General features: G+C 58.2%; 12 protein-coding genes. All 12 read right to left on the bottom strand.

Annotated features, from left to right (window positions below; genetic code table 11):
• Window positions 1-72: 72 nt before the first annotated feature.
• The 12 genes from cysE to JNL86_04675 all read right to left on the bottom strand — a co-directional run bounded on the left by cysE (window position 73) and on the right by JNL86_04675 (window position 13,549).
• Entirely contained in the window at window positions 73-723 is a 651-nt protein-coding gene (gene cysE / locus JNL86_04730; protein MBL8042206.1) for a serine O-acetyltransferase, read from the bottom strand.
• A gap of 37 nt (window positions 724-760) precedes the next feature.
• Window positions 761-1,243 (bottom strand): 2-C-methyl-D-erythritol 2,4-cyclodiphosphate synthase, encoded by a 483-nt coding sequence (locus JNL86_04725; protein MBL8042205.1) that lies wholly within the window; start codon window positions 1,241-1,243, stop codon window positions 761-763.
• A complete protein-coding gene (ispD, locus tag JNL86_04720) occupies window positions 1,240-1,983 on the bottom strand; it encodes a 2-C-methyl-D-erythritol 4-phosphate cytidylyltransferase (protein MBL8042204.1) in 744 nt (247 codons plus the stop codon). Before ispD ends, JNL86_04725 begins: the two co-directional genes overlap by 4 nt.
• Before the next feature lie 113 nt (window positions 1,984-2,096).
• Window positions 2,097-3,122, bottom strand: coding sequence for a TRAM domain-containing protein (locus JNL86_04715; protein MBL8042203.1), 1,026 nt, complete (start codon window positions 3,120-3,122; stop codon window positions 2,097-2,099).
• Window positions 3,123-3,172: 50 nt separating this feature from the next.
• Window positions 3,173-4,729 (bottom strand): DegQ family serine endoprotease, encoded by a 1,557-nt coding sequence (locus JNL86_04710; GenBank protein MBL8042202.1) that lies wholly within the window; start codon window positions 4,727-4,729, stop codon window positions 3,173-3,175.
• Between the two features lie 27 nt (window positions 4,730-4,756).
• Entirely contained in the window at window positions 4,757-5,680 is a 924-nt protein-coding gene (locus JNL86_04705) for a class I fructose-bisphosphate aldolase (protein ID MBL8042201.1), read from the bottom strand.
• Between the two features lie 36 nt (window positions 5,681-5,716).
• On the bottom strand, window positions 5,717-6,709 hold the full coding sequence (fbp, locus tag JNL86_04700; GenBank protein ID MBL8042200.1) for a class 1 fructose-bisphosphatase: 993 nt from the start codon (window positions 6,707-6,709) through the stop codon (window positions 5,717-5,719).
• A 133-nt stretch (window positions 6,710-6,842) separates the two neighbouring features.
• Window positions 6,843-7,604 carry a DUF3108 domain-containing protein gene (locus JNL86_04695; GenBank protein MBL8042199.1) on the bottom strand — a complete coding sequence of 254 codons (762 nt, stop codon included), beginning with the start codon at window positions 7,602-7,604 and terminating at the stop codon, window positions 6,843-6,845.
• A gap of 52 nt (window positions 7,605-7,656) precedes the next feature.
• Window positions 7,657-9,057, bottom strand: a complete 1,401-nt coding sequence (locus JNL86_04690) for a phosphomannomutase/phosphoglucomutase (GenBank protein MBL8042198.1) — start codon at window positions 9,055-9,057, stop codon at window positions 7,657-7,659.
• Between the two features lie 89 nt (window positions 9,058-9,146).
• The gene (locus JNL86_04685) at window positions 9,147-10,598 is read right to left on the bottom strand and encodes a mannose-1-phosphate guanylyltransferase/mannose-6-phosphate isomerase (protein MBL8042197.1); all 1,452 of its coding nucleotides are present in this window, start codon (window positions 10,596-10,598) and stop codon (window positions 9,147-9,149) included.
• 41 nt (window positions 10,599-10,639) lie between these two features.
• Window positions 10,640-11,101 (bottom strand): HAD hydrolase family protein, encoded by a 462-nt coding sequence (locus JNL86_04680; protein MBL8042196.1) that lies wholly within the window; start codon window positions 11,099-11,101, stop codon window positions 10,640-10,642.
• A gap of 552 nt (window positions 11,102-11,653) precedes the next feature.
• Complete coding sequence (locus JNL86_04675) at window positions 11,654-13,549, bottom strand: polysaccharide biosynthesis protein (GenBank protein ID MBL8042195.1); 1,896 nt, start codon at window positions 13,547-13,549, stop codon at window positions 11,654-11,656.
• Window positions 13,550-13,553 lie beyond the last annotated feature (4 nt).

Genomic DNA, 13,553 nt, shown 5'->3' with positions numbered 1-13,553 from the left:
TTGTGGCGCACCGCCCGCTTGAACAATGCGGCGGGCTTGTAGGTGAGCATAAGAGAATGGCTGGGAGGCGTGTTACCGAGATTCGTGGGAATCCCGATTTTCCAGTTTCTTTCGCAACTCGATCAGTTCCGACTCGAGCGCGGCGAACCGGTCTGCGGTAGGATCCGGCATATTGGTATGGTCCATGGTGGCATCAGGCAGGCGTTCGCCCTGTGACTTGATAATCCGGCCTGGTACACCGATAACCGTGGAGTTTGCCGGTACTGACTTGAGCACGACAGAGTTCGCGCCGATTTTTACGTTGTCGCCGATCGTAATGCCGCCGAGAATTTTTGCCCCGGCCCCGACCACCACGTGATTTCCCAGCGTGGGGTGGCGCTTTCCGCGCTCCTTGCCCGTACCACCGAGCGTCACACCCTGAAACAGCGTCACATGGTCCCCGACCTCGGCCGTCTCACCGATCACCACCCCCATGCCATGATCGATAAAGAACCCGGCACCGATCCTGGCAGATGGATGGATTTCGATCCCAGTCAACCATCGCGCCAGTTGAGAAATGGCGCGCGGCAGGAACGGCACCTGACGCTGCTTCAACCAATGCGCCACACGATAGGCCAGCAGGGCGTGAAACCCCGCATAGGTCAAGACAACTTCCACCCTACTGGTTGCCGCAGGGTCACGTTCGAACACCGCCTGGAGGTCTTGAGAGATCGCTTTTAACATAGTCGCGACGGATCCATCGCCTGGATGACGCAGGCCCCTATGCCCGCTCGATCATACACACGGCCTGGGCGGCAATGGCCTCTTCGCGTCCGACCGCATCCAACCCTTCGCCGCTTTTGACTTTTACGTTCACGAGATCCGGGGCGACCTGCAACACTCCGGCGATGATTTGTTGCATCGATGCCAGATGCGAACTCAGGCGCGGCGCTTGGGCAATGATGGTACTGTCCACATTGGCCAGGCGATACCCCTTCGCCCGCAACTTCTCGACGACGTCTTCAAGTAGTTTCAGGCTGGAAATATTCTTGAATCGTTGATCAGAGCTTGGGTAATGACGTCCGAGATCCCCTTCGCCCATCGCTCCCAGGAGTGCGTCGCAAATGGCGTGCACCAAGGCATCGGAATCGGAATGACCCTGCAAACCTTTATGATGGGGAACTTCGAGTCCGCCGAGAATCAATTTCCGCCCTTCGACCAGGGGATGAATATCCCATCCGCACCCCACGCGTACCGCCGTCATTCCGCACTCCTTGCCGCCGCCCGCGAGCGGAGAATGGCTTCCCCGATCACGAGATCTTCCGGCCTTGTGACCTTGATGTTTTCCCCGCTGCCCTCGACCACGACGACCGGTTTCCCGAGCATTTCCACGAGATGCGCGTCATCCGTCGCCTGCACGCCGCCCAACAGCCCTTTCCGATGACCTTCCTCCAACCATTCTCGACGGAACGCTTGCGGGGTCTGCGCGAGCCACAGAGGCCGACGATCTACCGTCCGCTCGATCACGCCCCCAGCACCAACGTATTTGACCGTGTCACGCATCGGGAGCGCGATGATCGCAGCCCCATGAGCTAGGGCGGCCTCCACGACCTGACGAATCATGGTTTCGGTGAGAAACGGCCGTACCGCATCATGGACGAGGACAATGTCCGTCTCCGACCCCACCTCCGCCAGCGCATGCCGCACGGAATCCTGCCGCTGCTCCCCGCCCGGCACCACCTTGGTGACCTTGGGGAACTCACCCGTCGCCACGATGTGATCGAGACAGTATTGGCGTTCGGATTGGGGGACGGCCAGGATGATCTCGTGGATCACCGGCGACGCCTGGAGCATGATGAGCGACTGCACCAGAATGGGCCGGCCGCCCAAGGCGAGAAACTGCTTGGGAACAGGGCCTCCCATTCGAAGGCCACGACCAGCCGCAGGCACCAGAGCCACCGTGCGCGGCCCCTTATGTAGCGGCTCCGGTTTACGAGCGGACACAGATCGACTCACGGACAATGGAACCGGAACAGAGGAGGCGATGCGGCCACTGAGTAGACGATCGTTGCACATGACCGGACCAAACCGGTCTCACCCCCCTCTTCACAACAGGGCTACCCACGGGCGACCTGATACTCTTCCCGTTCCGACTCTTCCTTCAGCCGGGTGAAGATCATTCGCCCTGCCGTCGTTTGGAGCACGCTGGTGACCGTCACATCTACATTGCGGCCGATACAGCGCCGCGCGTTGTCCACGACGATCATCGTGCCGTCGTCAAGATAGGCCACGCCCTGCCCGGCCTCTTTGCCTTCCTTCAGCACGAACACGCGAATCGTTTCTCCGGGCAGCACGACCGGTCGCAAGGCATTGCAGAGTTCGTTGATGTTCAACACACGCACACCCTGTAATTCGGCCACCTTGTTGAGATTCAAATCATTGGTGACGATCCGCCCCCCCACCTTCTTGGCCAACACTACGAGTTTGGCATCAACTTCCTTGACGTGAGGGAAATCCTCCTCGACGATGCGGACGTCGACGTCCGGCATCTTTTGTATCTTGTTCAGAATATCCAGCCCTCGACGCCCCCGCGCCCGTTTGAGCGAATCCGACGAATCCGCGATATGCTGTAACTCATTCAAAATGAAATGCGGAACCAGGAACGGCCCTTCCAGAAATCCCGTCTCGCACAAATCAGCCACCCGGCCGTCGATAATCACGCTCGTATCCAGCACCTTCAGGCAGGCGGCTGAGTTGCCCGAAGAAGCGGCCCCTTGAGAAACCGATGGAAACTGTTCGTTGCCGAACCGCGCTCCCATCGCGAGCCCCAAATAGGGGAATCCCAGCAGAAACACCAATCCGCCGATGTGAAACAGGAAGGTTTCGACATCGAAGACCGCACTCCCAACCCATTCCACCAATCCCGTGAGGACTAATCCGCCCGACAACCCGACCGCACCACCGACAATAATACCGAATGAAAGTCTGCGAAGCGCATATTCGCCGGCCAGAATGAGACCGCCGGCGACCGCACCCATCCCCAACCCGAGGAGCAAAAATTCTCGACTAGGATCCTGGGCCCGCAAAAACAGGGCCATTCCTGCAAGAGCGCTGAGAAGAACAAATATGGCCCGTGCTACCATACTGTTTTCCTCCTCTCTGTGATTGGCCTCGAACGGACGATTCGAAGCAATCACGGCCTCAGCGTCAGATAAATGGCTCGCCCCTGCCGTCTCAGCAGAAGCAACACCGCCTGGTCCTTCGGCAGATTTGCAGCGACTTGTTCATACGACTTGACCGTCCCCACCGACTTGCGATTCACCTCGAGCACGAGATCTCCTTCGCGCACGCCGGCCTCCTCCGCAGGGCTGCCTGGCTTGACGCGAACCACCACGACCCCGCGATCGCTCCCCTTCAGTCCGTACCGGCCGGCCAACTCCGTGTTCAGCTCCCTCACCTCGATATCGGAAAGCAATCCTGCTGGCGCCACTGACTCTCCGCCTTCCTCCACCCCGGCCTGGGCGAGATTTTTCGGCTGCTCGGCAATAGTCAAATCGATGGACTTTGCTTTCTTCTCTCGGATGATTTTGACGGTGACCTTCTTTCCGACAATCGTCTGAGCCACGGCATTACGCAGATGCGCCGGAGAATCCATCGGTTTACCGTCATACTCCACGATCACGTCTCCGCGCTCGAACCCGGCTTTTTTCGCCGGACTGTCGTCCATGACATCACTGACGAGCACGCCCTTCACGTCTTTGGGCACACCGAACTGCGACGACAATTCAGGCGTCAGTTCCTGAATGGATACCCCCAACCAGCCACGCACGACTTTGCCGTGCTGAACGAGTTGCTCCATGATGGTGTGGGCCATGTTGCTCGGCACCGCAAAGCCGATGCCCATGTTGCCACCACTCTGACTATAAATAGCCGTATTGATGCCGACCAGTTCGCCACGCACGTTCACCAGCGCGCCGCCGGAATTCCCGGGATTGATGGCCGCATCGGTCTGGATAAAGTCTTCGTATTCAGCGATACCGGCTGCACGGCCGAGGGCGCTGACGATGCCCAACGTCACGGTCTGCGTCAGACCGAAAGGATTACCGACCGCCAGGACGAACTCGCCGACTTCCAGTTTGTCGGAATCGGCCCAGGCCACGGTGGGCAATCCCGTCGCCTCGATTTTTAGGACCGCGACGTCGGTTTTGGCATCCGTGCCGACCAGCTTCGCCTTAAACTCCCGCTTGTCGGACAGGAAAACTTTGATCTCGTCAGCTTTATTGACCACGTGATTGTTGGTGATAATCAGGCCGTTGGCATCGACGATCACACCTGAACCCAACCCCCGTTCCTTGCGTTCCTTCGGCGCCTCGAACCGTTTCATCCACTCTTCGCCGAAGAATCGCCTGAAGAAGGGATCTTCGAACGGCGTGCCCTTGCCCTCTTCACTCGATCCATTCCGAGTCGCAAAGATATTTACCACGGCCGGCTTTACGACTTTGGCGACTTCGACAAAACTCTGTCCACCGGCACCGGACAAGGTGGGTTGCACGGCCGTGGAAACCGGCCGTGGAACGGGAACGGAGGCGACAGGAGGAGCCGACTCCGGAACAGCATGTCCGGTCGGCAACCATCCCAGATCCGAGGTCAGGATGACTCCGATCAATACCCCCGCCGCCAACAGCATACCGGGGAAGATCCAGGACCGCGTCGAAGGGCGCGGTTCGGTTGGGGGACGAACGTCATCCATGGTCACTGGTATCGGACAGATCTTCGCTTATGGTTTTTCGCCCGCGTACAACGCCATGATCGTGTTCAGAAACTTGACCGCTTCCGCTTTCGGCCGCTGGAATGAATTCCGTCCGATGATGGACCCGAATCCTCCCCCGTCACGAATCGCGCGCACTTCGTCGAACACCGTTTTTTCATCGCTCTTCGCGCCGCCGGAGAAGATGACGATGCGACGCCCGTCGAACGAACTCTGCACGATGTGCCTGACGCGCTCCGTCAGCGTTGCCGTAGGAATTTTTTCGGCTTCATAGACCTTCTTGGCCGCGGCCTGCTCCAGATGGGCGGTCGGCAGTTTGACCTTGATGATGTGAGCGCCGAGCTGTGCCGCGATCTGAGCCGCATAGGCCACCACGTCGAGGGCGGTTTCCCCCTCCTTGCTCAGTCCTGACCCACGCGGATACGACCAGACCACCACAGCCAATCCGCAGCTCTTGGCTTCTTCCGCAATCGCCCGCAACTGCTCATACATCGCATTGCAATGGGATGAGCCCGGATAAATCGTGAATCCTACCGCCGAGCATCCCAACCGCAACGCGTCCCGCACGCTGCCGGTCACGGAGGGCATGGGATCCTTCTCATCGTGAAGGGTATCGTGGCTGTTGAGTTTCAGAATGAGTGGGATTTGCCCGGCAAAATGACTGGCGCCCGCCTCGATGAATCCGAGCGGAGCCGCGTAGGCGTTGCATCCGGCATCGAGCCCTAGCTGGAAATGATACTGCGGATTGTAGCCGCCGGCATTGGGCGCAAAACTTCTGGCCGGACCGTGCTCGAACCCTTGATCGACCGGCAGGATCACCAACTTGCCTGTGCCGGCGAGTTTTCCTGAATTCAGCAGTCGGGCGATGTTCGTCTTCGTTCCCGCATTGTCGCTCTCATACCAGCTCAGAATCTCCTGGACCCGATTGCTCATAATCAACCTCCCAACAAACCTCGATCACATTAGTCGTTACGCCCGTCCTTGCACATAGTCTTCCGCCAGACTCACATCTTCTGCACTGCCGATAATGAGCGGAACCCGCTGATGCAGCGCCTTGGGCTCAACATCGAGAATTCGCATCGTCCCCGTCGTCGCTTTGCCTCCCGCCTGCTCGACGACCATGGCCAGGGGGTTTCCTTCATACATCAACCGCAGTTTTCCTTCCGGCTTGTCCTTCTCCCCCGGATACAGATAGATGCCCCCACCCAGGAGGATGCGATGCACATCCGCGACCAGACACCCGCTGTATCGCCCGCTGTAGGGACGCCCGGTCGGCTTGTCCTGCACTTTCAGATAATCGAGATAGCGCTGTGTGCCGGCAGGCCAGCGATGGTAGTTCCCTTCGTTCACCGAATAGACCTTGCCCCTCGACGGAATGCGAATGTTCTCGTTGGACAAGAGATATTCACCGATGGACGGCTCCAGCGTGAAACCATGCACGCCCTGCCCGACCGTGAACACGAGCATGGTGCTCGCCCCGTACAGCACATAGCCTGCGGCGATCTGCGCCGTCCCCTTTTGCAGCAACTCATCCTCGACGGACTGCCCCGTCCGCGATCTGCGGATGGAGAAAATCGCGCCCAATGGCATATTGACATCGGTATTGGACGATCCGTCCAGAGGATCAACCAGTAACATGTACTTGGCTCCCTCATGGACCATTTTCAGAGGCTTTTCCATCTCCTCAGAGGCCAGGACGCAGACGAGACCACTGTGTTCAAAGACGCGCACAAACGTATCGTTGGCAATCTGATCGAGCTTTTTGACGACCTCGCCCTGGACATTGGTCTCTCCGGTGGTGCCGAGGATCTTATTCAGCCCGGCTCGACGCAAGTCGTGAGCAATCATTTTGCCAACGAGGCCGATTTGGGTCAGCAGGACGGAAAATTCACCGGTCGCTTCAGGATGCGCGGCCTGTTGTTCGATAATAAAACGGCTTAACGTAATGGGGAATTTCGCCATGCTTCGGAATCCTCAGTGAACGGGCCACAACGGGTCGAAATGACGAGGGCTTCGGACAGAGCCGAAGCCCTCGTCACGAACGTGGCGTGATTATAGCGGTTTCCAGCCGAGCGAGCAAACCAAGACGGAGGGACTAGGGATGTGCGACCGCTCCATACCCCTCGGTCAGCTCCGCCACAATCGAGCCGATGACGACCTTGGCCTTCATGCGAACCGGCACACGGTGGTCATCGGTGGTGAACCAGACCCGAATATTGCCTTCGTTCAGAAAAATACCCTGGAACGGCATGATCACGACCACCCGAGCCGTTTCTCGCTTTCCCCAGATTCCCTCCACCGTTTCAAGCCCTTCGACCCGCACATCCATCTTGTAGTTTTTCTTGTCGTGATGCACCGTCAAGGTCAGGGAGGTCCCGGGGACAAACGGCAGCACTTTCCGCACGTAATATAAACAGGACATGGCATCCTGCACATCCGGCGGGATGGCCAGTTCGTCGGTTTTGCCGTCCTTCACGGCCGTCACCACCCCGTCGCTGTGCCGAAAGGTATAGTCGAAGTCATTAAACCGTTTCCCCTCACGTCGCGCAAACGTCATGTGCCGTGGAAGAAACGTCTCGAGATCGACCTGCGACACCCCACGATTGTCGACGGGGTAAAACTTCGTCACCGTAGGACTCGACCGGGCTGACATGCTCAGCGTGAGTTGCGGCTTGCCCCGGTCGTCGGCGCCTTCTTGCACGACCATGGTGGCAATACCCGCGCGCATGCCCAACCAGGTCACGTCGTAGGCGAGCCGTTCTCCGTTCGCGAAGGGAAGCGGTGTAGAAGCAGCGGCCCTCCCCTCGGGGATGGTGTCGGCAGCCTCCCCTGTCAACGACATGAAGAGGGTGAGCATGGCCGCCAGCAGGCACACGGTTGGGCTGAGTAGAAGGGGAAGAGTAGTCCGCCTATACAGACAGGACACGCCGCGCCTGCGCCAGTTCGGTTTCGATGGTCGCCCGGATGACATCGAGGCGGGCTTGTGAGGGAGCCTCAAACCGGAGCACCAATGCCGGCTGAGTGTTGGATGCGCGGATCAACCCCCACCCGTCTTCAAAAATGGCACGGACTCCGTCGATCGTGACCAGTTCACGCATCGTGAGGTTTGAGGCCCCCACAGGTTTGCCCGCCTCGAGATAGGAAGATAACTGAGTGCGCACCTGATCAACGAGTTGAAACTTGACGCTGTCGGGACAATCCACACGAATCTCCGGCGTCACGGTAGTCTGCGGCAAATCGGCGACCAGGCTCGACAGCGATTGTTTGGTCTTGGCTAAGATCTCTACCAACCGGCAAGACGCATAGATCGCATCGTCGAACCCGAAATACCGATCGGCAAAAAACATGTGCCCGGACATTTCCCCCGCCAACACCGCCGATTCTGCTTTAAGTTTCGCCTTCATCAACGAGTGGCCGGTCTTCCACATGATCGGACGTCCGCCCTTGGCCGCGATGTCGTCATACAAACATTGCGACGCCTTCACCTCCGAAATGAACGTCGTGCCTGGCCGGCGGCTCAGGATCTCCCGCGCATACACCACCATCAAGCGATCGCCCCACAAAATCTGGCCCCGTTCATCGATCGCGCCGATTCGGTCGGCATCACCGTCATAGCCGATGCCGACATCGGCCTTATGTTGTTGCACGGTGTGAATCAGATCTTGGAGATTCTCCACCACGGTGGGATCGGGATGATGGTTGGGGAAACGCCCATCTAACTCATCGTAGAGGCCCGTGACCCGACACCCCATTTGCTCGAGCGCCTGCTTGGCGACCAGGGAGGCGGCGCCATTGCCGCAATCAATCACGACATGGAGGTGATCCGCCCGCACGTCGACAAAACTGCGCTTCAGATGCTGCAGGTAGTCCGGAATAATGGGGTGAGAGGACAGCCGTCCCGAGCCGGTCGAAAATCGCCCCGACTCCATGACCCGGCGCAGATGCTGAATGTCCTCGCCATGAATGGCTTCCTTGCCGATACAGATTTTAAAACCGTTGTATTCAGCGGCATTGTGGCTGCCGGTAATCATGATCCCGCCCTGCACCGGTAAGGTAAACAGGGAAAAATACAACAGCGGCGAGGCGCACAGCCCCAGATCGACCACATCCAACCCACCGGCGAGCAGGCCTTTGATCAACGCCTGCTGCAGCGCGGGTGAACTCAACCGGCCGTCTCTTCCAAGACTGATGCATGACGTGCCCTGCTCGCGCGCAAGGGTGGCATAGGCACGCCCCACCTGCTCGGCAATCGCCTCCGTCAGTTCTTCGCCGACAATGCCTCTGAGATCATATTCACGGAAGAGCGCCATCTGTCACTCCACATGCAACGTGTGATCGGGGAATGCGAAAGGTGCGAGGGAATGGTTCCCGCCAAGTCGCCGACTCGCCACGTCGTCGATCACCGACCGGCCGTTCGCCCATAGTCATCTTTGAACCGCACGATGTCATCCTCCCCCAGATAGTGGCCGTTCTGCACTTCAATGATATGCAGGGTTTCGTTCCCGAGGTTCTCAAGACGATGCGGCGTTTCCACGGGAATCGCCGTACTCTGTCCTACCCGGAGATCCACCAGTTCCTCCCCGCGGGTGACACGGGCAGTCCCAGCAATGACCACCCAATGCTCGCTGCGTTTGTGATGGAGCTGCAGGGACAGGCGCCCGCCGGGATTCACCGTCACGCGCTTCACTTTATAACCGGGCCCCTCTTCCAACACCGTGTACGATCCCCAGGGGCGAAACACCGTCACATGCTCCAGGTGCTCCGGCGCACCCTGCTGCTTCAGGATCTCAACCATTTGTTTCACGTCCTGAGAGCGGGACTTCGGACAGATTAACGTCGCGTCTGGCGTATCCACTACCACCATGTCCGAGAGACCGATGGTCGCCACAACCCGACGATCGGCATACAACACGGAGTTGCTGCTGTCCATATCGATCACTCGCCCGCTCACCACGTTGCCGGCCTTGTCGCGCGGAGCCACCTCTTCCAGGCTGCTCCAATTGCCGACGTCCGACCATCCGAAGCCGACTGGAATCATCGCCGCATTGGCCGATAACTCCATCACCCCGTTATCGATCGAGACCGACGGCACCTTTTTGTAGGCCGCCTCAACTTCCCGAGGCTCGGCGCCGGAAGCCATCAACGCGTGAACCCGCTCAATCGCCTTGGCCAGCTTCGGCTGATGCCGGCGAATCTCCTCCAGAATGGTGGATGCCCTCCAGAGAAACATCCCACTATTCCAAAAGTAATTGCCGTTCTTCAGGTATTGCGTCGCCTTCGCGCGATTCGGCTTCTCAACAAATCGTGCCACCGGATGGCCCGTCAACCGCCCCTTCTTTCCAAGTGCGATCCGGCGATTCGGCTGAATGTACCCGTACCCGGTTTCCGGTCTGGTCGGCTTGATCCCGAAGGTGACCAACCGTCCCTGCTCCGCAAGCTGCGCTCCTAGAACTACGGCGGCCTGAAAGGCCTTTTCTCCCGTCACCACATGATCGGCCGGCAGGACCAGCATCATGGCCTCGGGATCGCGACGGACCAGCTCCGCTGCAACCAACGCAATGGCCGGTGCCGTGTTCCGCCCCACCGGTTCCACCACATAGTTGTGCTGCAACTCGGACTTCCACTCACTCAACTGCACGCGAATGGAATCCGCCTGACCAGGATTGGTGGAAATGATCACATGATCGGGCCTGGCACAGGAGAGCACACGCCGCATAGTCTGCTGAATCAGTGTTTCATCGCCGATGATGCGCAGCAATTGCTTGGGATAGAGGTGCCGGCTGAGCGGCCAGAACCGGGTCCCGCTCCCTCCGGCCAAAATGACGGGATACAAATGGTTGGTCATATCCATGGCATTGCACTCGCCGGTGAAGTCATCGACCAGTTATGGAGTCACCGCGGCTGCTGCGCCGCCAGGATGAGATCGGCGACTTCCCGCACAGCCCCTTCTCCACCTTTTTTCTTGCAGATGTACCGTACGGTCTTCTGAACCTGAGGAATGCCGTCGGCGGGGGAAGCGGAGAATCCGACCGCTCCCAGCGCCTGAAGATCGTTCACATCATCACCGATGTACGCCACCTGCTCCATCGTCAGATCGTGGCGGGCAATGAGATCCTTGAGCACGGCCAGCTTGTCGTATGCTCCCTGATGTACTTCAGGGATCGTCAACTTCTGCGCGCGGCGCATGACGATTTTCGTCGACTCTTGCGTGATGATCGCGGTGATCACCCCGGCCTTCTGCAGCAGTTTAATCCCCATTCCGTCACGAGTATTGAATTTCTTCCACTCATCCCCGGACTCGGAATAATACATCCCGGCATCGGTCAGGACCCCATCGACATCCGTCGCAAACACACGAATGCCGCGCAGGACCCGTTGGAGAGGGAGACGCGGCGTACTGGTGAGCTTGGTTCGACGTTTCGTGCTGGCCATGCCAAGGATTTCGACTGGGCCGATGTTAACAAGCCATTGGGCAAAAACTCAAGAAGACTCGAGCATATCAAGGAACTCAACAGATACTCAGTAAAATCGATGTAACCATATCCCACTGCATCAATCAGCTCGCCTCGACTCCTGCGGCCACTACCGCAGCTCACGTCAGTGGGTGGCTTGTGGACAGACATTGACTCGCCCTGCGGATGATCGATTGGAACCACCTGTGCGGCCAGGAACAGCGCGACCATCCTTCACGTAAGGGACTTCAATAATTCGCATGGGGCAGGTTCTCTGAGTCAGCACTGACCGGTCTGTCGCGACGGCAACCACCACCACAGATCGTCGGGGTCATAGGGCGCACCGTCCTGGGGGCTATTGCGCGGTTTGTTCGCTCAAATCGAGATAGGACCGCGTGTCTACCAATCGGACGCCTAGGACAAGACGTTGCGGAAGCCACGATCGGCCAGGCTCCTAGGACACCCGTTGCGGAGAGGCGGGCAGAAACGTAGGCACAATACGTTTGAGATCTTGCAGCAACTCCTCATCCTCGCACTCCAGCAACTTCAGGTGTAAGGCTTCGAGCCATCGTTCGCAATCGTCCACCTGCAGCGGTTCACCGACAGCTCGATTGATCTTTGGATGGGAAGTCGCCAGGACCTGTTCGCTCTCTTCAAACAGCTCCTCGTACAACTTTTCCCCAACTCGCAACCCGGTATATTCGATCGCAATATCTTTCCCTGGCACGAGACCGGACAGCACGATCATATTTCTCGCCAGATCCGCGATCTTAATCTGTTCTCCCATATCTAGAACGAAGACTTCGCCCCCTTGCCCCATCACACTGGCTTGCAAGACGAGTTGGACAGCTTCAGGAATCGTCATAAAAAACCGTTTAATCTCGGGGCTGGTCACGGTCACCGGACCACCTTTTTTAATTTGCTCGGCGAACAAGGGCACGACGCTGCCATTACTTCCAAGCACATTTCCAAACCGAACCGCTGTAAATCGTGTGGGCCCTCGCTGGCTAATTCGTTGAATCAAATGCTCGGCAATCCGCTTGGTAGCCCCCATCACGCTAGACGGATTGACGGCCTTATCTGTGGAGATCAACACAAATCGACTCACCCCCGACGCCAAGGCCGCTTCAGCCACCACATGCGTGCCCCAGACATTGTTTCGTACGGCCTCCTTGGGATGGAGCTCCATCAAAGGAACATGTTTGTGCGCAGCCGCATGAAACACGATATCCGGTCCCGTCTGCCGAAACACTTCCGCCACCCGCTCAGGCATCGTGATATCCGCGACGATCGGCAGAATCGCCATCGTGGGAAATGCGGCCTGCAATTCCAACAACAACCCATGCAACGCATTTTCATACCGCTCAAACAGCACTAACGTCCCTGGTCGATACTGGGCAATCTGTCGACATAACTCGGATCCGATCGATCCTCCCGCACCGGTCACCAACACCGTTTTTCCTTCAATCAGCGGATGCAGCTCCTGTTGATCTGTCTGAATCGGCTCCCGCTGGAGCAGATCGACCAGGCTCATCGGCCGGACTTGCTGCAGCAAGGTCGGATCTTCCAAGAGCTGTTTGACACTGGGGAGAATCTTGATTGGGACCGTTGCGCCCTCTACCGCGGCAAGGATCCGCTGTTTGAGCGCCAGCGAAGCCGAGGGAATGGCCACCAGGATCTCATGCACTTCAAAGCGGTCGGCAATGCGCCGGATATCATCAATGCTTCCCGCTACGGGAATGCCGTGGATCTTCGCCCGTTGCTTCACCGGAGCATCATCCACAAACGCCACTGGCCGATAATTGTACGAAGGATCCATTTGCATGTTGCGAACGAGAAGCTCCCCCGCATTGCCAGCTCCGACAATCAGCACGCGACGAGCCGTCGGTCCGACAATCTGAAGCCACTCCCGAAACCAACGTACGAGCAGTCGAATACCCGCCACATACAGACCGGCCAACAATCCGGTCCCCAAGATGACAGACCGTGGGTATTCCACCCAACCCAGAATTGGATGCACCAGGACAAAAATCGCCGCAGTACTTGCCACACACGCCCACAAAATTCTCCCGAGATCGTGCAGGCCAACGTAACGCCACAACCCTCGATGAATCCCAAACGCCCAGAGGCCTGTGAGGTACACACCACAGACGAACGGCATTCCTCGACGCATGGCCTCCGCATAGAGCGCAGGAATCTGCCCGTCGAACCGAAACGCAAATGCCGTAAAGTTAGCGGCTACAATCAATCCCGCCTGCACACCCATCACCAACGCAGCGCGATAGGCAAGCAGGACTTGCCCAAACCGCGTCGAGATTTTTTGAAAGATTCGAACAGCGATCTGCTTCATCTTC

Source organism: Nitrospira sp., from assembly GCA_016788885.1.
Taxonomy (GTDB): domain Bacteria; phylum Nitrospirota; class Nitrospiria; order Nitrospirales; family Nitrospiraceae; genus Nitrospira_A.
Note: the sequence above shows the minus strand (reverse complement) of the source record. Positions and strands in the feature narration are given on the sequence as shown.

What these genes read in the sequence shown, in the direction of transcription:
- cysE (MBL8042206.1), bottom strand. Translation starts at nt 723, where the DNA reads ATGTTAAAAGCGATCTCTCAAGACCTCCAGGCGGTGTTCGAACGTGAC.
- JNL86_04725 (MBL8042205.1), bottom strand. Translation starts at nt 1,243, where the DNA reads ATGACGGCGGTACGCGTGGGGTGCGGATGGGATATTCATCCCCTGGTC.
- JNL86_04715 (MBL8042203.1), bottom strand. Translation starts at nt 3,122, where the DNA reads ATGGTAGCACGGGCCATATTTGTTCTTCTCAGCGCTCTTGCAGGAATG.
- JNL86_04710 (MBL8042202.1), bottom strand. Translation starts at nt 4,729, where the DNA reads ATGGATGACGTTCGTCCCCCAACCGAACCGCGCCCTTCGACGCGGTCC.
- JNL86_04705 (MBL8042201.1), bottom strand. Translation starts at nt 5,680, where the DNA reads ATGAGCAATCGGGTCCAGGAGATTCTGAGCTGGTATGAGAGCGACAAT.
- fbp (MBL8042200.1), bottom strand. Translation starts at nt 6,709, where the DNA reads ATGGCGAAATTCCCCATTACGTTAAGCCGTTTTATTATCGAACAACAG.
- JNL86_04695 (MBL8042199.1), bottom strand. Translation starts at nt 7,604, where the DNA reads ATGCTCACCCTCTTCATGTCGTTGACAGGGGAGGCTGCCGACACCATC.
- JNL86_04690 (MBL8042198.1), bottom strand. Translation starts at nt 9,057, where the DNA reads ATGGCGCTCTTCCGTGAATATGATCTCAGAGGCATTGTCGGCGAAGAA.
- JNL86_04685 (MBL8042197.1), bottom strand. Translation starts at nt 10,598, where the DNA reads ATGGATATGACCAACCATTTGTATCCCGTCATTTTGGCCGGAGGGAGC.
- JNL86_04675 (MBL8042195.1), bottom strand. Translation starts at nt 13,549, where the DNA reads ATGAAGCAGATCGCTGTTCGAATCTTTCAAAAAATCTCGACGCGGTTT.